Annotated in this window: 18 protein-coding genes; 7 read left to right on the top strand and 11 right to left on the bottom strand. The window is 48.8% G+C overall.

All coding sequences use genetic code 11. From position 1 onward, the window contains the following. Window positions 1–225 precede the first annotated feature (225 nt). Complete coding sequence (gene rpmB / locus AC5JLB_RS00625) at window positions 226–462, bottom strand: 50S ribosomal protein L28 (RefSeq protein WP_495695714.1); 237 nt, start codon at window positions 460–462, stop codon at window positions 226–228. Window positions 463–553: 91 nt separating this feature from the next. Next, a complete protein-coding gene (locus AC5JLB_RS00620) occupies window positions 554–1,813 on the bottom strand; it encodes an acetylornithine transaminase (RefSeq protein ID WP_495871921.1) in 1,260 nt (419 codons plus the stop codon). A 191-nt stretch (window positions 1,814–2,004) separates the two neighbouring features. On the opposite strand from AC5JLB_RS00620, the gene AC5JLB_RS00615 reads away from it, so the two are divergent. Continuing rightward, complete coding sequence (locus tag AC5JLB_RS00615) at window positions 2,005–3,588, top strand: cation:proton antiporter (protein ID WP_495871920.1); 1,584 nt, start codon at window positions 2,005–2,007, stop codon at window positions 3,586–3,588. Here AC5JLB_RS00615 and AC5JLB_RS00610 read toward each other — a convergent pair. From AC5JLB_RS00610 to AC5JLB_RS00595, 4 genes are all read right to left on the bottom strand, one after another. Further along, on the bottom strand, window positions 3,585–4,262 hold the full coding sequence (locus AC5JLB_RS00610; protein ID WP_495871919.1) for a potassium channel family protein: 678 nt from the start codon (window positions 4,260–4,262) through the stop codon (window positions 3,585–3,587). The genes AC5JLB_RS00615 and AC5JLB_RS00610 overlap by 4 nt on opposite strands. A gap of 116 nt (window positions 4,263–4,378) precedes the next feature. After that, entirely contained in the window at window positions 4,379–4,585 is a 207-nt protein-coding gene (locus AC5JLB_RS00605; protein ID WP_495695710.1) for a glycogen debranching protein, read from the bottom strand. Window positions 4,586–4,645: 60 nt separating this feature from the next. Further along, the gene (locus AC5JLB_RS00600) at window positions 4,646–5,161 is read right to left on the bottom strand and encodes a GNAT family N-acetyltransferase (protein WP_495871918.1); all 516 of its coding nucleotides are present in this window, start codon (window positions 5,159–5,161) and stop codon (window positions 4,646–4,648) included. Window positions 5,162–5,225: 64 nt separating this feature from the next. Next, window positions 5,226–6,437, bottom strand: coding sequence for an RpoD/SigA family RNA polymerase sigma factor (locus AC5JLB_RS00595; protein WP_495871917.1), 1,212 nt, complete (start codon window positions 6,435–6,437; stop codon window positions 5,226–5,228). A gap of 802 nt (window positions 6,438–7,239) precedes the next feature. Here AC5JLB_RS00595 and priA point away from each other — a divergent pair. Beyond that, window positions 7,240–9,777 (top strand): primosomal protein N', encoded by a 2,538-nt coding sequence (gene priA / locus AC5JLB_RS00590; protein ID WP_495871916.1) that lies wholly within the window; start codon window positions 7,240–7,242, stop codon window positions 9,775–9,777. Here priA and queA read toward each other — a convergent pair. Further along, window positions 9,743–10,855 carry a tRNA preQ1(34) S-adenosylmethionine ribosyltransferase-isomerase QueA gene (queA, locus tag AC5JLB_RS00585; protein ID WP_495871915.1) on the bottom strand — a complete coding sequence of 371 codons (1,113 nt, stop codon included), beginning with the start codon at window positions 10,853–10,855 and terminating at the stop codon, window positions 9,743–9,745. The genes priA and queA overlap by 35 nt on opposite strands. A gap of 196 nt (window positions 10,856–11,051) precedes the next feature. On the opposite strand from queA, the gene AC5JLB_RS00580 reads away from it, so the two are divergent. Next, window positions 11,052–11,441, top strand: a complete 390-nt coding sequence (locus AC5JLB_RS00580) for a hypothetical protein (RefSeq protein WP_495695705.1) — start codon at window positions 11,052–11,054, stop codon at window positions 11,439–11,441. A gap of 20 nt (window positions 11,442–11,461) precedes the next feature. Here AC5JLB_RS00580 and AC5JLB_RS00575 read toward each other — a convergent pair whose 3' ends face one another. Further along, a complete protein-coding gene (locus AC5JLB_RS00575; protein ID WP_495871914.1) occupies window positions 11,462–11,929 on the bottom strand; it encodes a YraN family protein in 468 nt (155 codons plus the stop codon). 159 nt (window positions 11,930–12,088) lie between these two features. Between AC5JLB_RS00575 and AC5JLB_RS00570 the strand changes: the two genes are divergently transcribed. Then, on the top strand, window positions 12,089–12,655 hold the full coding sequence (locus tag AC5JLB_RS00570) for a pentapeptide repeat-containing protein (RefSeq protein WP_495871913.1): 567 nt from the start codon (window positions 12,089–12,091) through the stop codon (window positions 12,653–12,655). A 12-nt stretch (window positions 12,656–12,667) separates the two neighbouring features. Here the strand turns inward: AC5JLB_RS00570 and dnaG are convergent, their stop codons facing one another. Together dnaG and AC5JLB_RS00560 are read right to left on the bottom strand one after the other, a co-directional pair. Beyond that, window positions 12,668–14,575: a DNA primase gene (gene dnaG / locus AC5JLB_RS00565; protein ID WP_495871912.1), complete on the bottom strand. Its 1,908-nt coding sequence runs from the start codon at window positions 14,573–14,575 to the stop codon at window positions 12,668–12,670. Between the two features lie 206 nt (window positions 14,576–14,781). Further along, window positions 14,782–15,768, bottom strand: coding sequence for a GDSL-type esterase/lipase family protein (locus AC5JLB_RS00560; RefSeq protein WP_495871911.1), 987 nt, complete (start codon window positions 15,766–15,768; stop codon window positions 14,782–14,784). A 276-nt stretch (window positions 15,769–16,044) separates the two neighbouring features. On the opposite strand from AC5JLB_RS00560, the gene AC5JLB_RS00555 reads away from it, so the two are divergent. From AC5JLB_RS00555 to AC5JLB_RS00545, 3 genes are all read left to right on the top strand, one after another. Next, a complete protein-coding gene (locus tag AC5JLB_RS00555) occupies window positions 16,045–16,671 on the top strand; it encodes a hypothetical protein (RefSeq protein ID WP_495871910.1) in 627 nt (208 codons plus the stop codon). Window positions 16,672–16,757: 86 nt separating this feature from the next. Further along, a complete protein-coding gene (locus AC5JLB_RS00550; protein WP_495871909.1) occupies window positions 16,758–17,150 on the top strand; it encodes an NAD(P)-binding protein in 393 nt (130 codons plus the stop codon). Beyond that, complete coding sequence (locus AC5JLB_RS00545) at window positions 17,144–17,539, top strand: hypothetical protein (protein ID WP_495871908.1); 396 nt, start codon at window positions 17,144–17,146, stop codon at window positions 17,537–17,539. The genes AC5JLB_RS00550 and AC5JLB_RS00545 overlap by 7 nt, the downstream gene beginning before the upstream one ends. A 27-nt stretch (window positions 17,540–17,566) precedes the next feature. Here the strand turns inward: AC5JLB_RS00545 and AC5JLB_RS00540 are convergent, their stop codons facing one another. Further along, complete coding sequence (locus tag AC5JLB_RS00540) at window positions 17,567–19,630, bottom strand: CHASE2 domain-containing protein (protein WP_495871907.1); 2,064 nt, start codon at window positions 19,628–19,630, stop codon at window positions 17,567–17,569. Window positions 19,631–20,706 lie beyond the last annotated feature (1,076 nt).

Below are 20,706 nucleotides of genomic sequence, written 5' to 3'. Positions count from 1 at the left end.
CGCATAGATATGAATGGACTCATGTTACCCATCTGACTCCTCTTTTCGATCAGAGACTTAAAAATTCTAGTGCCTAAAACTTTTAATAAAAAACTGGGGCTAGTGCTATCACTGCTACCCCAGTTCTTTCAATATAAACCTGCATCAATATCTGAGCCAGGCTCGGAGAATTAGTTTTCTCAGCGTCAAGATTGACGATCGCAAAAGGTCTGTTTTGCAAAAATCTTACAGACGGCTCAAATCAATGCCTGCTTCTTTTGCAAACACATCCAGGCTTTTGTGCTCTAATGTTTTGATGGCCTTAGTCGAGAGCCGCAGTTTAACCCAACGATTGCCAGATTCCCACCAAATGCGTTTCCACTGCAAATTGACTTCTTGCAGCTTCTTAGTCCGGCGGTGAGAGTGAGAGATAGCAAAGGCGTTGTTTGCCTTCTTACCAGTGAGTTGACATTTCCGCGCCATAGTAATCTCCGAGTTGCGTAAACAGAAATTTTGAGTACAGTCCTGTATTCTACCAAGTCTTGCCCTTGTCAAGAACAAAAGATAAAACGAATTAGGCAGATAAGATCGAAAGGGCGCGATCGATAGACTGTAAAACTTGCTCGACTTCTTCAGCCGTTACAATTAGAGGCGGCACAAACCGAACAACTTTTGGACCTGCGGGAACGAGTAGAACCCCTTCTTGCATTGCCGCTTTGACGATATCAGCCGACGTTAAGCTTGTCTCTGCATGAAGTTCCATGCCGTTGATCAAGCCCCAGCCCCGAACCTCTGCGACGAGGGTTGGAAACTTCTCGGCTATCTGCTTCAATCCCGATCTGAGATGCTCACCTTGCTCTCGAACATTCGCCAAAATGTTTTCTTTTTCTAACGTTTGACAAACTGCCAAGGCGACCCCACAAGCGAAGGGATTCCCGCCAAACGTGCTGGCATGATCTCCAGGCTGGAATACGTCGCAAAAGGATTTGCACAGCATTGCCCCGATCGGAATTCCACCCCCTAATCCTTTAGCAGAAGTGAAGACGTCCGGCTCGATGCCCAGATTCTCGTAGCCCCACCAAGAGCCTGTTCGACCCATACCGACTTGAACTTCATCCAGGAGCAGAAGAATGCCAGTTTGATCGCAAATCTCGCGAATGCGTTGAAAGTAAGCGCGATCGCCGGGACGAACACCGCCTTCTCCTTGCAACCCTTCGAGAAGAATGGCAGCGACTTGGCGCTGATCCCGATCAAGATCCGCGATCGCGTTCTCTAATGCCGCAATATCGTTGTACGGGACGTAGTGAAATCCTGGCACTAGAGGATTAAAGTCCTTCTGATATTTAGGCTGCCCAGTTGCCGTGATAGTGGCGAGGGTGCGTCCGTGGAAACTCGCCTGAGCCGTGAGAATAATTGGATTCTCGATATTGAGAACGGTATGCCCATACTTTCGAGCGAGTTTAATTGCACCTTCGTTTGCTTCGGCTCCAGAATTGCAGAAAAAGGCACGATCGGCGCAGGAATGCTGAACGAGCCATTTGGCTAATTCGCCTTGTTGCCGGACATAGTAAAGGTTTGAGACGTGATGTAGGGTTTGAATCTGTTCGGTAACGGCGGCAACCATCGCCGGATGTGCATGCCCTAGTGTGCAAGTGGCAATGCCTGCGACAAAATCCAGATATTCTCGTCCTTGGTCATCCCATACGCGGCAACCTTGTCCTCGTTCTAGGACTAACGGAAACCGTCCGTAGGTTTTCATCACGTATTCGTCAAACTCAGTTCTGGTGAAAGAGCTAGACGTTGAAGGGGTTTTGACAAGGGTTTCTGGACTCACTGATTTAATTCCTTAATAAATTGAGGGTGAAAATCGAGAACTTTAGTATGCACAGTTCAGTATGCATAGTGTAGAGGAGTTCCTCCTCTGCAGGAAAGGTGGATCAAAATCTCTATAGCGATCTTATAGAGATCAGTGTGAAACCAGGTAAGGTCAGTAGGGACAATCGCGGGGGTAGAAGTCACAAGGTTATGACACAGTTAATTGCGATAGTTGGAAGTGAGCAAGGGCGGTTTGCGGAACTGGTGACGGTTCTAATTATTCTGTTGCTGGTGGCAACAATCGTAGCTCTCTTGTCTCGTCGATTGCGGTTGCCCTATACGACGGGTTTGGTATTGGCAGGACTCGCGATCGCGGAGTTTTTGCCCAGTCGCGTTGGATTGGATTCCTCACTCATCATTAATTTGTTTCTGCCAATTCTGCTGTTTGAAGCGGCCATTAATACTGACATTAGCCGACTTCGCAGCACACTAAAGCCAATTTTGTTACTTGCGGGTCCGGGAGTTGTGTTAGCGGCTGGGGTAACAGCAGTTGGACTGAAGTTTGGGTTAAGTCTGGAATGGATTCCTGCTCTGCTGGTCGGCGTCATTCTTGCGATTACAGATACGGTTTCGGTGATTGCAGTATTTAAGGAAATCTCGGTTCCGTCGCGGCTAATCACGATTGTAGAAGGCGAAAGTCTCTTTAATGACGGAATTGCCCTAGTTTTATTTAGTCTAATCCTTAAATTTAATGCCACCGGGAGTGTCACCGTTTTTGAGGGCATTCAAGAACTGTTAGTTGTGATAATCGGTGGGTTAGTCGTCGGGATCGCTCTCGGATATTTGGGCATTGGGCTGTACGTCCGGTCTGATGATGATCCGCTCAGTAGTATTTTGTTGACAGTTGCGATCGCGCTCAGTGCCTTTCAATTAGGTCAGCTTCTAGGAGTTTCAGGAGTCGTTGCGGTTGTCGTCGCAGGGTTACTAATTGGCAATTTAGAGCGATCGAGCCGGGTATCTGCTTCGAGTCGGATCACGGTGTTGAGCTTTTGGGAGTATGCCGGGTTTGGCGTCAACACCTTTATTTTTTTACTAATTGGACTGGAGCTGAGTTTGCCGACCTTGTGGAGCACGTTGCCTGCCGTCTTGCTTGCAGTTCTGGCGTATCAAGTGGGACGATTTTTGACAGTTTATCCGCTCTTAGCTCTTGTCAGCAAGTTTGACCGTCCTGTGCCGCTCAAGTGGCGACACGTTTTATTTCTCGGAAATATTAAGGGATCGCTATCGATGGCCTTGGTGTTGAGTTTACCGGGATCAGTACCGGGGCGAGAAAAATTAATTGCGATCGTATTTGGAGTAGTTCTGCTCTCTCTGATGGGACAGGCGCTGAGTTTACCGTTGTTTGTGCAGCGTTTGCAGCTGTCGCATGTGTCGGAGACACAGCAGTGGATCGAAGGATTACAGTCTCAGCTAATGACCGCTAAAGCGGCTCAAGATGAATTAGACACCTTGCTTAAAGCAGGTGTTTTAGCCAAATCAATCTACGAAGAGATGCGATCGGGGTATCAGGTTAAGGTTGCTGCCGCAGAACGATCATTGAGGGATTTCTACAATCAGCGGGAAGAAAAGGGAAGCCGAGCAGAACCTCGATTTGAAGCAGTACGGCGGCGATTGCTGCTGGCTGAGAAAAATGCGTTGAGTGACGCCCTGCGGAAGCGCATTTTGTCGGAAGACGTTGTGCGATCGCGATTAGCGGCGCTCGATCAGCAACTGCTGGGATTGGAGGATGACTAAGCGCAGTTCTGCATGAAATCAATGATTTCGTGCATCAATCCGGGTTTCGTCGCCACTAGAACCGTTGACTCTGGTTCCAGAATGGTGCTGCCGTTGGGGATCATCAGATCCATGTGCGCTTGAGGCTGATAGCCAATGATCAGTGATCCCTGAGGAAATTCTGGATCTTGAGCAACTTCGGCAACGCTTCGTCCGACCACGTTACAGTTTCCCGAAATCGGCAGCTTGACAACTTCAATCTGTCCTTGCTCAAAGTGCATGATCGACTCGACTTGCGGATATTCGATCACGTTAACCATTGTCGAAACCGCCAGCTCAATCGCATTGATCACACGAGTTGCCCCCGCAAATCGATAGGGTCCAGCAAAATCTCGGTGACGCATTCGCACCAAAATATGCGGGACACCGTAATGTTTCGCTAGTGTCACCATAGCCAAGTTAAGCGCATCATCTCGCAGCACAGCCACCAAAGCATCTGCTTTTCGGATGCCTGCTTCTAGCAAGACTTCTGTGCTAACGGCACTGCCTTCAAACGTAATCACACCCAACTGCTCGCGGGCGTAGTGACAGGCCGCAAGATTGATATCGATGATGGCAACGGTGTGTCCCAAATCGACCAAGCGTTGTGCTAGGTTCAGCCCAATCAGTCCTGCACCCCCAATTAAGACATACATAGCGACCTCTCTAAGGTTTTTCTCTATCTTATTTAAGCGAAGAAACGTTAGAGGGCAAGGTCTTTTGTTTTTGAGGGCTTTTGAGGAGGTCTTGCAATGCTACACTGACGCGATCGTTAGTCCAGCTTTAAAGAATTGACAGGCACTTCATCCCAAGAGTCAACTTGCCGGATGCGAGCGCTCCAGCCTTCTGCTTTTTGAGTGTCGGTGAGATTGTCATCAAACGATTGATGACAGGCTTCGGCTTGAGTTTCGTCACGGCAAGCAATGCAAGCATAGACTAATCCAACAGGATCAAGCTGTTCATTTACCCAAATTGCCACGATCACATCCTCCAAGACTAATAGGAGATTACTTACAGAATACGGGAAATTGGCAGAGTTTCAAGGCTTGGGTTGCGCCATGTGCTGGAGAGCATCTCCTGTCACCCGGCAGATGCGCCAGTCTGGGAGAACAGTAGCTCCGATGCGTTGGTAGAATGCGATCGCGCTTTTATTCCAATCCAACACACTCCACTCCACGCGCCCGCAGTTTCGTTCAACCGCGATTTCAGCGACCTTTGTAATCAAGGCGCGACCGATCCCCATTTCTCGGTAGTCGGGCAGAACAAAAAGATCTTCAAGATAGAGTCCGGGCTTGGTGAGGAAGGTGGAATAGTTATGGAGGAAGAGGGCAAATCCGACAAGCTGATCAGACGATTGGGCTACGATCGCTTCAACATACGTGCCACCTGGTTTGGAAGGATTACCAAACAAATGCAGCGCCAATTCTTCAGCTGAGCCAGTGACCTGATGCGCTAATTTCTCATACTCTGCCAAAGCTTGAATGAGCGAGAAAATCTCAGGGACATCCGAAGAGATTGCAGAACGAATTTTGAACATTGCTAAGTTGGAAGGCATAAAGAATATGAGTTTTGAGCCACAGTAGTCACCCAAAACTCATATCTTAAAACTAATTACTGTTCTAGCCCAACCAACCTTTTAATCGCTCCGCAATCTGAGGACGACGCAGCTTTCGCATTGCCTTACTCTGAATTTGGCGGACTCGCTCTCGTGAAAGATTGAACATGCCACCTACTTCTTCCAGGGTGCAAGGCTTACTGGTGGTCAGACCATAGCGCAACGAAATGATGTCCTTCTCGCGCTGAGTCAACACGTTACCTAAAACATCCCAAATCTCCTGACGGAGCATCGTTTCGCTCATCTGAGACTCTGGCGATTGCGTATCCCCATCTTCTAGGAGATCCATTAACTCGGTGTCTTCACCTTTCCCAACCCGATGGTTCAATGACAGCGATTGACGGCGGACTTGCTGGAGGTGTTGAAGCTGCTCAACAGTTAGCTCTAGAGACTGCGCAAGTTCTGCTTCAGTCGGGTTACGATGCAGTTCTCGCTTAAGTTCGCGATGGGCTTTCTTCAGTTTGTTGAGCTTCTCAACAATGTGGATTGGCAGACGAATTGTGCGGGCATCATTCGCGATCGTTCGAGTGATCCCCTGACGAATCCACCAGTAAGCGTAGGTCGAAAACTTGTAGCCCTTGTCGGGATCAAACTTTTCGGTCGCCCGATTCAAACCTAGCGCTCCTTCTTGAATCAAATCTAAGAACGGTACGCCGCGATTGAGATAGCGTTTTGCGATCGAGACCACGAGGCGAAGATTGGAGCGAATCATTTTCCGCTTCGCGACCCGGCTCCGGTGCAATCGACTCTCAAGCTGCCGCTCGGTTAAGCCAACTCGCTCGGCCAACTCGGCTCTCGTAGGAGTGCGCCCCAGTTCTTGAAAGAGTTGTCGCTGGATCTCTTCCATCTCAACGATGTACTTAACTCGCCGCGCTAACTCAACTTCTTCATCAGCTTTTAGCAGAGGGTAGCGTGCCATTTCTTTAAAGAAAGCACCCACGGCATCATCTGCAACCGTTTTGCTATATCCTGCTGACCGAGCCGAAGCAATCTGATCGATCGCATCCTTGACTTCATCCGGACCGCTTAGATCGTCCGCGATACCCTCTAACCCATCGAAATCAGTGTCCCCTTCATTCGGAAGCACTTCTGAAAAATCTATGTCTGGCTCCAAGTGCTGAGAGTCAGCAGGATTTGAGTCGGCTTCACTAATCACAAAGTCCAAAGTACGATTGGGAAGAGTTTCTGTGCGAGAACTGTTGCTTTGCTCGTTCATATCAACGCCGTATTATTGATGTAGCTTTACTCAACGAGTTTTCGTTTCAGAAGAGAATTACTTTCTGCTGCTTCCGTATCTTTAGAATTAACGATTTCAGCCATCCAAATTAATATTAAAAAAATGAACGTTGACACCGTAAATCTATAAGCTACAAAAGGCTAAAGAAGAAACTAAAACGCTTGAGAAAGGTTAAGTCACGAGAGAGACAGAAATCTACCTTCAGGTGCCTTTCTAGAATTAGTTCTTTGCTGATCCTTTAATCAAAAGCTCAGGTCGGAAGCTGAGGTTCAACACGTTAAGATCAACTTGACGAATCCTCGACTCCATAACAGAACAGGATGGAGATCCTTGAATGCTTTAATTCTCAGGATCACTTTAGATTCTAGCGACGACACCAATTTTTTTGGTATGCCGCGCAACTAAAGTGCTGCGGCAGCGTTTTGTTATTTTTTGTTTGCTGCTATAACAGCCTCTCACACAGAATTAGATTTTCATCTCTACCAATGGTGGGAAAAGCGGCAAGGAAGATCTAACCAAGACGAGTAGTTTCTAAAACTAAAATGAGTAGTTTCTAACACAAAGGGAACTTGCTGCTACGATTTCACAGCGCTTGTCGCGGAGATGCCTTATTCTGTAAACTCGGTCACTCGCTAAAATGAAGAAGTAGTTTACTTGCACTACTTGCTCATATATCTGCACCACGAGTAGTAAATGTGGGGGATCTACGAAGTGAGCGATCGCGCAGCGTTGTCTATCAGCCCCGAATTCTCCGCTCATCGCCAAGGCTTCCTGTCGTTCCTTGGTCACTGAATTTGCGATCAGCGCTGTAGAATTGCGGGTGCTTGACTCCGAATCTATTCCGTCTATGACTGCCAGTATGCTTGACTTCTTCTCTACTGATGCTTCTTCTGGTCTGGCGGAGCTAGGCGCGGCTAATTCCAATCGCTGGGTGGAAGTGTTAGTCGATTGCCCAGGAACACAGGGACTCTACACCTATGCCTTGCCAATCGAGTCTGCCATTCAAGTAGGTGACATTCTGAGCGTGCCATTTGGTACACAACAAGTAGGCGGTATCGCGGTTCGTTTACTGAATGTCTTACCAGATGATTTAGATGCAGATCAAATTCGATCAGTCGATGCGATCGTTAGTGCAGGCTTTTTTCCGCCATCGTATTGGGCGCTCTTAAATCAGGTCGCAGAGTACTATCACACGTCGCTGATGCAAGTGGTCAAGGTTGCCTTACCGCCAGGATTGCTCGCGCGATCGCAGCGTCGAATCCGGCTTCTGGGGAACGCAACAGACGAAACAACCGGATCGCCTGCGGCTCAGCACATTCTGTCTCTTCTAAAATTGAGCAAAACGAAAGATTATTCGTGGCAGTTTATTCAGCGTCAGGTTCAGGGTGCGTATCGAGGGTTACAAGAGCTGTTGAAGGCGAATGTGGTGGAGAGCTATTTAGAACCTCCTGCTAACGTTCGACCCAAATTGCGTCAAGCGGTCACGCTAATTTCTATAGAAGGAGAGATTAGCGATCGTTATCGAGAAATTTTGGAAGTTCTCAAGCGGCAAGGCGGCGAGATGTGGATGACGGATCTGCTGCAACTGTGTCGAACAACCGCGCCGACACTAAGAAAATTGGAGCAGCAAGGCTGCCTAATTTTGCAGCCACGAGAAGTGTTGAGATCTGAATACGCTCCGGATGTGGGTGAAGAGGGAGAAAAATCGCTCACAGACACTCAGGCGGCAGTGTTAAAGGAAATTCGTCAAACGACGGGATTCGCTCAAATTCTGCTGCATGGCGTCACTGGATCGGGAAAAACCGAGGTGTATTTGCAAGCGATCGCGCCTATCTTACGTCGGGGACAATCAGCGTTAGTCCTAGTTCCTGAAATTGGATTGACGCCGCAACTCACAGATCGCTTCCGGGCAAGATTTGGGGATCAAGTCTGCGTCTACCATAGCGCCCTTTCTGATGGAGAACGATTTGATACGTGGCGGCAGATGTTGAGCGGAACGCCCCAAGTTGCGATCGGGACACGATCGGCTATTTTTGCGCCGCTTCCCAAGCTTGGGTTAATTGTTCTTGACGAAGAACACGATTCTAGTTTTAAGCAAGATCAGCCTGTACCGTGCTATCACGCTCGCACCGTAGCCCGATGGCGGGCCGAACTAGAATCATGTCCGCTGATCTTAGGATCGGCGACGCCGTCGCTCGAATCTTGGGTAACGGCACAAGAGAACAAGCCTCAGTCGCATTATCTGTCGCTGCCGCAGCGAATTTTAGATCGTCCGATGCCGACGATCGAGGTGGTAGATATGCGGCAAGAATTGCGCGATCGCAACGGCTCGATTTTCAGTCGATCGTTGCAAAAGGGGCTGCGTCAACTGAAAGACCACGGGCAACAAGGACTGCTGTTCATTCATCGGCGAGGACACAGTACGTTTGTGTCGTGCCGGAGTTGTGGCTATGTGATGGAATGTCCCAACTGTGATGTGTCGCTGTCGTTTCATCACACGCACGAGACGGCAAAACCTCTGTTGCGCTGTCATTACTGCAATCATGCCCAGGGCCAACCAAAGGCGTGTCCGTCTTGCGGCTCGCCTTACTTTAAGCAGTTTGGTAGTGGAACTCAGCGCGTAATCCAAGAGTTAGAGCGGCAGTTTCCAGAATTAAAAGCGATTCGGTTTGATAGTGATACCACACGGGCGAAAGGGGCACATCGGGCACTTCTGGGTCAATTTGCCGACCGTCAAGCCGATCTGCTCGTCGGCACGCAGATGCTCACCAAAGGCATCGATTTACCTCAAGTGACGCTCGTGGGAATTATCTCCGCCGATGGTTTGTTAAATCTTGCCGATTTTCGAGCGAGCGAGCGGGCGTTCCAAACCTTAGTGCAAGTTGCAGGACGAGCAGGACGGGGCGAAGAACCCGGACGAGTGATTCTACAAACCTACTCACCCGATCATCCAGTGATTCAGGCGGTGCAGCGGCAGCAGTATGAACCGTTTGTAGCGGCAGAACTTCAGCAGCGAGAGGCACTGCACTATCCGCCTTACGGACGCCTCGTACTATTTCGGATCAGTGGAGGAAACGCGATCGCGGTGCAGAAAGCCGCAGAGCGCGTGGCGGCAGAACTATCGCCCTCAGAAGAATATGAGGTTTTGGGACCTGCTCCTGCCACCATTCTGAGAGTTGCTCAACGCTATCGATGGCAGATTTTGCTCAAGTTTCCGGCTGCCGATGTTTCTGGATTACCCGATTTGGCTCACCTGCGATCGCTTTGTGGTTCTACCGTCAGCCTCACGATTGATGTTGATCCAATGAATCTGATGTGAGCTTTGCTTCGGGTAAAATTAGCATCGCATCGCCAAACGAATAGAAGCGGTATCCCTGAGCGATCGCATCTTGGTAGAGCGCCAAGAGTCGTTCCCGTCCAATCAATCCACTTACCAGCATTAATAAGCTTGATTTTGGCAAGTGAAAATTGGTAATTAGTCCGTCTACAACGCGCCACTGATAGCCTGGGTAGATGAACAAATTTGTTTTGCCGTAATAGGGGCGGAGTTCACCCGATTGAGATGCGCCTTCGAGCGATCGCACTGCCGTTGTGCCCACGGCAATAATTCGTCCTCCCTTTGCTTGGGTTTGCCGAACTTGCTCTACCGTCTCTTCTGGAACTTCAATCCATTCTCCATGCATCTGATGGTGGCGGATGTCTTCGACTTCCACAGGGCGAAACGTGCCCACACCGACATGCAACGTCACAAAGGCGCGTTGAATTCCCTTGGCATCAAGGCGCTCGAATAACTCTGACGTGAAATGTAACCCAGCCGTTGGAGCCGCGACTGCACCCAAGCGATCGGCATAGATCGTTTGATACTGTTCAGGCTGGGAGCCAGCTTGGGTAATGTAGGGTGGAAGCGGGAGTTGACCAAACTGCTCGACCACTTCTAGCAGCGATCGCCCATCCGACACCTCGAATTTCAAGATTCTGCCTCGGGTTGCTTCATCGCTTGCCACAACTGAAGCCGTGAGATGGACATCTGTTTCCTGGTGAGAGGCAAACACAACTTGGCTCCCTGGCTTCAGGCGTCTACCGGGTTTAACCAACGCTAACCATTGATTGCGCTGCTGTTCCTCCAGAAGAAGAATTTCTACGGCGGTACCCGTTGTTTTTTGACCATAAAGACGTGCCGGAATCACACGGGTGTTGTTAAATACTAGAAGGTCGCCTGACCTAAGGAGATTAGGCAGCTCGTGAAAAACCTGATGACAGTGCTGTTGCTGATCTTGCACCACGAGGAGACGTGACCGATCTCTAGGCGTGGCGGGAGATTGAGCAATTTGCCCCTCTGGCAAAAAATAGTCATAACTGGCAAGTAACTGGTCAGCATCCACAGAAGGTTCCTTCACAGCAACATCCCAATTAAATCATGAGCGGTTGTTCAGTGAGGGTGAGCCGGAGTGCAGGTTCATCATTTACTGGATTGGATCGATCGCGGATATGGGTGAGGTTCCCTATAGGATATCGGGTGCTTCTCCCCTACCGGAAACTCAAGGTTAGCCTGAACATAAGAGGTGTAGCATTTGCTTGGGTAAGGACAGTTCTATGGAATATCTCTACTATTTGGCGAATGCCAGTCTCACCCTGAGAATTGTTGAGTTTCTCCACGGAAGAACTCAGCTGCCCGTCAGCTATATGACTGTCATTCACCAAATCGACGGTTGGGTCGTTAGAGTCAAGATGGATCACGCGCTTGATGCGGATCAAGACGGCGATTTTCAGGCGTTTATGAAAGAGTTGGGCATTCCTTATCAGCCAGGGATTCGGATTCAGATGGTGCTGTGGGGACTTGAAACGGGTCAGTCTCCAGTCGAAGTGATGCAGCGCTATCAGGTTGCGGTGGTGTCTCACGGAATGCCGGATAGTGTTGAAATCGAGGAGTTTCGTCAACAGTTTGTGCAGGGGTTGGGCTACTGTCCTGAGACTCTTGCCTAGAGACTCTTGCTTTATCTGGTTTAGAGTTGTGTGAATGCGTTAGGGACGTAAGTTTGTAGGGTGAGTTCGTGCCCTGCGACGACCTGACTAAACTGAGAACTCTTCCTCACAGCCTGCTTTGATGGAGCCTTCCGGCGTTTAACGATCGCGACATCAAAGCGGCACGGATAATCTGCAAGGTGAGGATATTTCACTAGAAACGATTGTGCTGTTTTCCAAAGTTTTGCTTGCTTTGCGGGCGTGACTGCCAGCAGCCCATCCTCATCCCAACTTCCCTGACTGCGGGTTTTCACCTCAACAAACGCAATCAGGGAATTTTCTTTGGGCAGTTGTGCGACGAGATCGAGTTCTCCAAAGCGGCACGTCCAGCGTTGGTGCAAAATTTGCCAGTCGTGCGATCGTAGCCACGTGGCAACAAACGTTTCGCCTAGGAGTCCTAAGTTAGTTTGACCTAAGTTAGTTTGATCAGAAGGTGTAGGGGAGTCCACATCAGGTACGATCAAAAATGGAATTTTGAGACGCAATGATTGTGAGACGCACGGTGAGACGAGGATCAGAACGATTCACTGCGCCAAGTGTACTCGCGCTCTGTCTCAAACATTCCCGAATATGAGTGCTAATCACCCTTTTGGTTTGACTTATCGAAAATGAGTTGTAGAAACGCTGTCTTTCTCTCGCGTGCTTCGTCGATCTTTAAACGCTTTACCCTGCTTCAAAAGATGCTGAGCGCAGTTCCTACGCCGTTGCGCTTTGCGCTAATCACGCTAATGTTGGCGGTGATGGTTGGAGGACTTTCTGCCCCTGCCTTGGCAGAAGATTTTAACAAGGCATTTTTGATTGGTAAAGATTTTTCAGGACAGGTGCTGACGGATTCAAGTTTTACAAAATCAAATCTTCGGGATGCGAATTTTAGTCATACCGATCTTCGAGGCGTGAGCTTTTTTGGAGCAAATTTGGAGCGGATCAATCTTGAAGGCGCAAATTTGAGCAACAGCACCTTGGACGCAGCACGGCTGACGAATGCCAATTTAACCAATGCCATCTTAGAAGGAGCCTTTGCGTTTAACGCTAAGTTTGACGGCGCAACGATCGACGGGGCAGATTTTACCGATGTTCAGGTCAGACCAGATGCGTTAGCCGTGCTATGTAAAATTGCAACGGGAACGAATCCTACGACAGGACGCAATACCCGCGAGAGCCTCTACTGTGACTAAGCTGTACTGCGACTAGAAGGACTGCGCTAGAGGAACCTTTACTAGATCAGCAAAATTTGTGCGGCGCTGACGATCGAGTTCTTTGAGTCGCTGGTCTTCCGCCTGCATCTTCTGAACGTAGTACTGTCCTAACTCTGGACTGGCGACGCAATCGGTGGCTTTCCAGAGATCCAGAAAATGACGGCGGCGTTTGTCGCACATGACTTGCTCCATTCCCGCAAGAGCAGAGCGGATGACGAGCGGCGATCGTAGAACATCCAGTTGCGTTTTTTCGTCTAGCTCAAACAGCGCATACACTTGATTCATTTCGCGGGGAAACTCGGTGCAGCGATCGCGCAGTTGTTCCATTAGATCAGAGGGATTCTGGTCTTTCTGAATCTCTTGAATTTGTCGCCACAAAAAGCGATGGTGCGACAGGCTAAAGTCTAAGTCCTGAGCCTCCAGCGCTTCGGTAATGAGGCGGCGATGCTCTGGCGACTGAAGATAAATTCGCAGCAGTTGAGATTCGCATTCTTCAAGCAGCGTGCGATCGCCGGGAGTTTGCCATTTTTGCGATCGTCCATGCCAGCGTTGACCACGCACTTGCAGCCGCAAGTTCTCCTCAATTTGCGGCATCAGTCGGCTGTTATTTTGGCTTAACAATTCCGCAGCGTGCTGAATGTAATGCGTCCGCAAGTTAGGATTTGGCAAATTTCCCAGCAACGACACGATTTCTACAGCGGCTTGCTCAAAGTGATTCGGCTGCTTCAGGTCTTTATGCAGCAAGACTTGCTGGATTTGCCAGTCAATCCAAAGCGGAGCCTGATCGAGCAAGGATTGATAGTCTTTGGAGGGATGAGCCTTGAGAAAGTCATCTGGATCTTTGCCGTCAGGAATATTGAGAACATGAAGCCGGACTTCTCCCTGATAGGCAAGCGCAGCAACTTCTCCGATGGCGCGTTCTGCCGCTTGGACTCCAGCGCGATCGGCGTCAAAGTTAAAAATCACGCGCTTCGATTCGCTGTAGCGTAAGAGTTGCCGAACTTGGGCAATACTGAGCGCCGTTCCCAATGACGCAACCGCGTTAGCGATCCCGGCAGCGTGAAGAGCAATCACGTCAAAGTAGCCTTCCACGACCACAGCTTGGTCTTGTTTTGCGATCGCGGCGCGTGCCTTGTCTAACCCAAATAAGGTTTTTCCTTTATCAAATAGCTCGGTTTCAGGGGAATTCAAATACTTCGGCTGTTCGTCGCTCAGGGTTCGACCGCCAAATCCAATCACCCGTCCTTGCACATCGTGGATCGGAATCATTAAGCGATCGCGGAACCTATCGTAGTAGCCATCGCCTGTTTTGCGCGGCACCACCAATCCGGCTTTCTCCACCAACGCCACCGGGTATTTTTTCTGCTCGACTAAATAACCGTGCAGCGTTTCCCATCCGCCCGGAGCATAGCCCAACCCAAACTGCCCAATCGTTGCCGGACTAAGTTTACGATCTTCCCGCAAATAGGTGAGCGCGGCGCGTCCTTGAGACTGATGCAGCGCATGTTCGTAGAATTTGGCCGCGATCGCGAGAATTTCATAAAGCTGCTCACGAACCGATATTTGTCGCTGGAGTTCTTGTCGTTCTTCGACTTGAAGCGTTTGAACTGAAACTTGATATTTTTTGGCTAACTCTAAAACGACCTCGCTAAAGTTGCGTTTCCCGAGTTCCATTAAGAACTTGATGGCGTTTCCACCTGCTCCGCAGCTAAAGCAGTAGTAGAACTGCTTACTAGGACTGACGCTAAAGCTGGGAGACTTATCATCGTGGAATGGACACAAGCCCGTGAAGTCTTTCCCTTGCTTCTTCAGCACAACATGTTCAGAGACGACATCGACAATATCGGCTCGTTGTTTGACTTGCTCGATCGTATCTGGATGCAAGCGAGGAACGTTCATGATAGGGATGAAGAATGAGGGATGAACTTTGACTAGCGTTAGAATTCAGTACATTTATACTTTATCTAATAGTCTAGCTCTAAAGTACAAGATACATGATCATCTTCAAGAGACGCTACAAATAGAGAAAAGATTTTTATTTAGCAATGTTAGACGCTATTGGTAGCAGTTCTTAAAAGTGACACCATCCTCATCCTGAATCTCCTTTAAGTGCCTCGCGCGAGGCGCAGTTCTGAGCGTTGTACCACTGATTGCCACCGCTCGTAGCCTTGAGCGCTGAGATGAATTCCATCTACAGTGTAGGCTGGCATCAACTCGCCATCTTGCGCCACAAACTGAGAATATAAATCTAAATAGGTCGCGCCTTCTCGCTGGGCGATCGCGGCGATCTGCCGATTGATCACCGGAATTCGGGCGTTTTGGATCATCGGCGATCGCGTTGGCAAAATCGACTGCACAATCAGTCGAGCGTGAGGATGCGCTGTTCGCAGCCGTCGCACAATGGTTTGTAAATTCCACACAATCTCTATATCGGTGGCTCCCAACTTCAAGTCATTGACGCCTGCCATCAAATAAATCAGCTTAGGACGAGCTTTCCCAAAAGCAGACAATCGCGCCAGTATGTTGCGAGTCGTATCGCCAGAAATGCCTTGATTTAACCAAAGTTGGTCGCTCGGCAAGCGATCGCTGGGAAACCATAAACTGAGTGAATCACCCAGCAACACCGACAAATCGCGGCTCGATTGCCGAGCAGACACTGCTTTTGCTTCTAAAGCCAGGAGGTCACGCCATTGCTTGTACGTTGGCTGCTGTGAGGTTTGCTGCCACGCATCACTAAAACTATCAATCGGCAGCCGGGTGTAAAGCTTTCCCTCACGAAGAGCGGCGAGGCGTTGAGCATAAAGTTGACCACCCGATCGCGGCGTCGCCCGATTGGCGCAGGGCGCAACTCCACAGGAATCGCGCTGAGGCGAGATGAAAGCTGGGCGAGAAAATTCAGGACGCTGACCGTTTCGTTCGGGGTGAGCAACGGCAGGAAGCACGTTTAGATTTTGATTGACTCGCTCTGGGCGAGTAGCGCTTCGCGCAACTTCAGAGGCACGGTTCAAGCCTTTGATATGGTGAGCAATTTGAGCGAGTGAATTAGAAACAACGTTAAAGTCAGGCTGGGCAATGAATGGGGGAGGAAACATGGGGGACGATGTTCGTACTTAAAGGAAGAGGACAAACGGCGCGTTGCTGAAATGGAGTTGTATTCTTTAACAGAACAAATCGCTTTCTATCAGGAAAAATTCGGAGACCCACAACAGAATATCTGGTTTTTTGAAAACCGCACGCAAATCTTCTAGAAGGAGCGTGTAAAGCCTTAGTACAGAAGGTTTCAGGAACCTAGACCAGATGAAATGTAGGACGACACAGTAGGACTGATTTAGTAGGGCTGATTTAACTTAAACCGTTAGGAAACATCCATGACAGAATCTATAAACCAAAGACTTTTTCTAAGCGCCACCTCTGTGGCTCAGCTAGCGCGAACCGTTCCGATGTTGATAGGAATCCTGCTTGCCTCAACGATCGCAGCTTGTACAAATACCCCTTCATCGACTCCTACACCCTCAACCCAAGCCCAGTCTGTGGAATTGCGGGCAGACGGAGTAGGTGCAATCGCGATTGGGATGACCGTGAATGACGCATCTACTGCGATCGCCTCGCCCTTGCAAACATTACAAGGAGAACCCTTGCCTAAGAATCTTGCTGACCAAAGCTGCTATTATGCCAAGCCCCAAACACTAATGCTCAAAGGAGTCGAACTCATGCTGAATCAAGGCAAAGTGGTTCGAGCCGACATTGTAGATGAGGGTGGTATCAAAACTGCCGTAGGGTTAGGAGTCGGAGCTAGTCAAGCTGAGGTTGAAAAAGCCTACGCGGGTACTACTCAAGTGATGCCCGATAAGTACCTTCAAAACGGCAAAAACCTCGTTGTAACGCCTGCTAATCAGCCGAACTATCGAATCATTTTTGAAACGGAGAATGACCGTGTAACGGCTATCCGCGTCGGACGCACTCCCGAAGTTGAGTTGGTTGAGCGGTGTGGCTAGATCGAGTCACAACTGTTTTTATTGATACAATCTTCTCCCCACTCGACTGAGGCTCGCGATCGCTCCTACTTCTTTAATTTGAGTCTATGAAGGAATCAACTCGTGACGACGCTTTCCTGGTGTGTGGACTTGGAGGACTAGGACAGAACTGTGTTGCGGTTCTGAAAGAATTTGGGGTTATGGTTAACGCGATCGACATCGCCGAAGTTCAGCACTGGGAACTGCCAGAGTTACCTGCCTCAATTGACGAATTTTTTCTCGGCGATTGTTGTCAACCTGCGCTTCTAGAACAAGCTGGACTGGATCGCTATCGAGCGATTCTGCTTGTCACCAGCGACGAACAAACCAACATTGAAGCGGCGTTTGCGGTGCGATTGCTCAACTCTAAAATCCGGATTATCGCTCGCTCTGCCCAAGAGAATCTCAACGAACTGCTAACTCAACGCTTACAAAACTTTATCGCCTTTTTGGATTGCTAGTAGCAGGGATTGCCTACGGCTACGACATTATCCCGATTTTGCATCAACGAGCGGCTCAGCAGCGTGCTCAAATGATGCATTCAGACGACATTCGCTTGCAAATGAGCGATCGCTTAATCGTAATTACGCCAATTGAAGGACTCAAAAGCATTGAGCAGGGAGTATTAGCGCCGCGATCGCACACGGTGCAGCTCGAAAGAGCGATGTCTCACGATGCAGCGTTTGATGGAGCCGTCGCGATCGCACGGATATCAGGATGCGACATCAGCACTGCTAGAGGATTAATGGCTACATTACCTATTCAGTTGCCATTCCCATTGTATTTACAGCAAGCAAATCGATTAGTTCGGGAATTAAGTAAAGTGCAAGTTGCAGCGCGGTTGATATGATGCGTTGCACAATCAAATAATGCATAATTAGATAATAGATTTAATAGGTTTAATTGTTTGTAATGGCAGCGCAAATGAGAATATAGTTCCTGCTCCAATCTTGCTTTGAACTTGAATTTCACTGCCCATCAACTTTATAAACTGACGGCTGATCGCTAATCCTAATCCCGTTCCTTGTCTCGATTTACGCCCTGACTCTGTTTGCACAAACGCCTGAAAAAGTTGATCTAATTCATCTGGGGCAATCCCTGCTCCAGTGTCTTCAACTTCAAAATGCAACTGCTCAGAATTTCTTTGAGCCGCAGGACAGGAAAAAACTCGTAGCGTAATCCGTCCACTATCGGTGAATTTAATTGCATTATTCAGCAAATTGATCAAAACTTGCCGCAGCTTTTGCCCATCCGTTTGAATAATTTTTGGCAGATCAGGAGCATAAACGCAGCAAAATTCAAGTCCTTTTGCCACGGCTTGAGGGCGAAACATGAGTTGCAACGCTTCTAATTCGGTCCACAAGGATACAAGTTCTAGCTCAGGTTCTACAACTTCTGCCTCTAGTCTAGCTAACTCCAACACGCTGTTAATCAGATCCAATAAGTGTTGTACGCTGCGATCGATAGTCGATAATCGCTCTCGATGTTTTGGGTTGAGTGATTTGTCGTAGGCAATCAGTTCGCTACTGCTATAAATAATGGATAGTGGCGTTCGCAGCTCGTGATTAATATTGGCAAGAAAAGTGGTCTTCGCTCGATTGGCTGCCTCTGCTTCTTGCCTTGCTCTTTCCAACACTAAGTTTTGCTGAATCAGTTCATGAGTGCGTTCCTGAACTTTGAGTTCTAGCGTTTTTGCATAGTCACTTAATGCTTGATTAGATTGCTGCAACTGTTTCCACATCAGCCGTCCTCGACTGGCTAATCCAGCGCCACCCAACGCTGCGATCGCTGAAGCGGTCGGGAGCCACCAGCCGCCTAGAAACAGAATATACACCCCCCCAAATAATCCAACTACCGTCAAGGGAATGGCAACCATGCCTGAACGGGGCGATCGCAGCAGTCCGCCCAACCCAGTGCCGACACACGACCATAGAAAAATCCAACTCCACTCAAGCGGCTCAGGAATGCCCCTTAGCAAAGGCCCTCCATCGAGAGCAGCGCTGACTAACTGGTTAGCAAGACTCGCTTGCAGTTCTACACCCGATGATTGAGTTTCAACACTCGTGGTTTGGGAGGTATAAAACCGACCTCCCAAACTGGCAGCCGTAGCCCCAACAAAAACAATCCGCCCGGCGATCAAATTGGCAGGAATTTTATCTTGCAAAACATCCGTTAGCGAAATTCTAGGGAACTCTAGATACTCTCGACGGACGTTCGTCAAAATCTGATAGCCACCAACATCGGCTCGCACATACCCCCCTTCGTGGGTTTCTAATGCTACGAGTTGTGTTTTGCCCAGCCGAATGCGCGTCCCATTCGGATCAATTCTTTCTGGTTCAATCTGCTTCGACGCTAAGTAGATTAAGGCAAGCTTTGTTCCCAACGTGAGAATTGTTTTGGTCTGCTTTCCAGACGAGCTACTAATGCGCATTGAGATTAACCCGCGTCGAATTCTCCCGTCGATATCGGGGACTAAATCACTAGCAGCAACTTGATCGCGATCGCGCAAAATCGGCGGGGGTGCGATCGCGGAGTCATTGGGCGCACTCAGCACTTTCTCCACCCCAATTAAGTTTGGAGTCGTAGCAAAAACATCTAATAGTGCCTGATGCCCCGGTTCGACCGGCAGATCGCGATAGAGATTTAACCCAATGACGCTTGGGCGACGCTGCTTGAGCTTTTGCAGCAGCGTTGCTAATGTCTCATCCGAAATCGCAGAACGACGCAATCGCGCAATATCCTGCTCATCAATCGTGACCAGCACAACCCGACGATCAATCGGCGCAGTCGGGCGCAGCCGAATCCATTGATCAAAGGTTGCTAGCTCCAGCAGTTGGAATGCTCCTGTCAATTGCAGTGCGATCGCCGTTGCCGAAGAGCCGATCGCCATTGCACCGAAGCAACGCCATTGAACAAATTTCTCTCCCAACCTTCGCCACATAGAGATGCTGATAAGGGTGCTCGGCAGCGTGAACTATCTGTCGCAACGCTCCAAAGGTTCGGAGCTACGCCTTGCGCTAATTCATTCAAAAACTTTAGAGCTAGGCACTCAGTTTGTCTACCTGCAAAAAAACTTCTACTGTCAACCGAAATTACCGAAGTTTCCATACCACGATTTGGCATTGGTATAGAGCTAGCGATCGTCGTTGATTGAGATTAGTTTCCCTCATCTCAGCGCCTACTCTAGGTGTATTGAGACGTATTGAACCAATCTGCTTGGGGATTGAGACCTAATAGCTGAGACTTCCGATCTCACTCTAGGCAACCGACAAGGATGGTACAAGGTAGAGGATCAAGGACGAGAACCACCCCCAACCGTACTACCAGGCGCTCCTGATCCTGGTGGAGGATCAATGGAGGCTGCCCTTGTAGAGGTAGCGACGCCACAAGTGAACATTACGCACGTTAAACCAATCATGAGAAACCGAGGCAGGAAGTGAGAACGCATTTTGTCTTTAACCTAATTGTTGAGCAAGTTATTTAGCGTGAAAGCGAACTCCACTTGGTTTGCAAAGGCGCTGGATCAGTTCAAGTAATTTAGGTTGGAATCCTAACCGACCTGATTGAGTAAAGCTTCATATCATGTCAGCCGTTCAATGCTCCTTTTCCTAAAAAGAGCAAGAGAAAGTCACACTTCTAAAAATGGCGACTGAGCAACATAACAATCAATTGATACCAGTGCTGCGCAATGTCAAATCTGAGTTAATACAAGAAGACCGCTTGACTACCTGCCATGATTGACCATAATTCTCAGGATGTTCACGAAGTTTTCTTGAAGTTACTTTTTAGTTAAGATGAAGAAAGCGAGTAGTTTCTGTTGTAACAAGATTGACATCTCGCTTAAGTATTAGCACAGCAAAGCTTAGCGTTCTGAAGGGCCATTTGAACACTAAGCAAAAAGTTTTGATTTGATGACTTGAGTGTAAACAATTAAGTCTTTGGCATATTGACAAACCAAAGACTAAGTAGTTCAACCAAATAAAACGTAAGATGAGGAGGATGAGATTGTTTTGAACG

It is taken from the genome of Myxacorys chilensis (genome assembly GCF_059505265.1).
The sequence above is the reverse complement of the archived record's forward strand: the minus strand, read 5'-3'. Positions and strand labels throughout refer to the sequence as shown.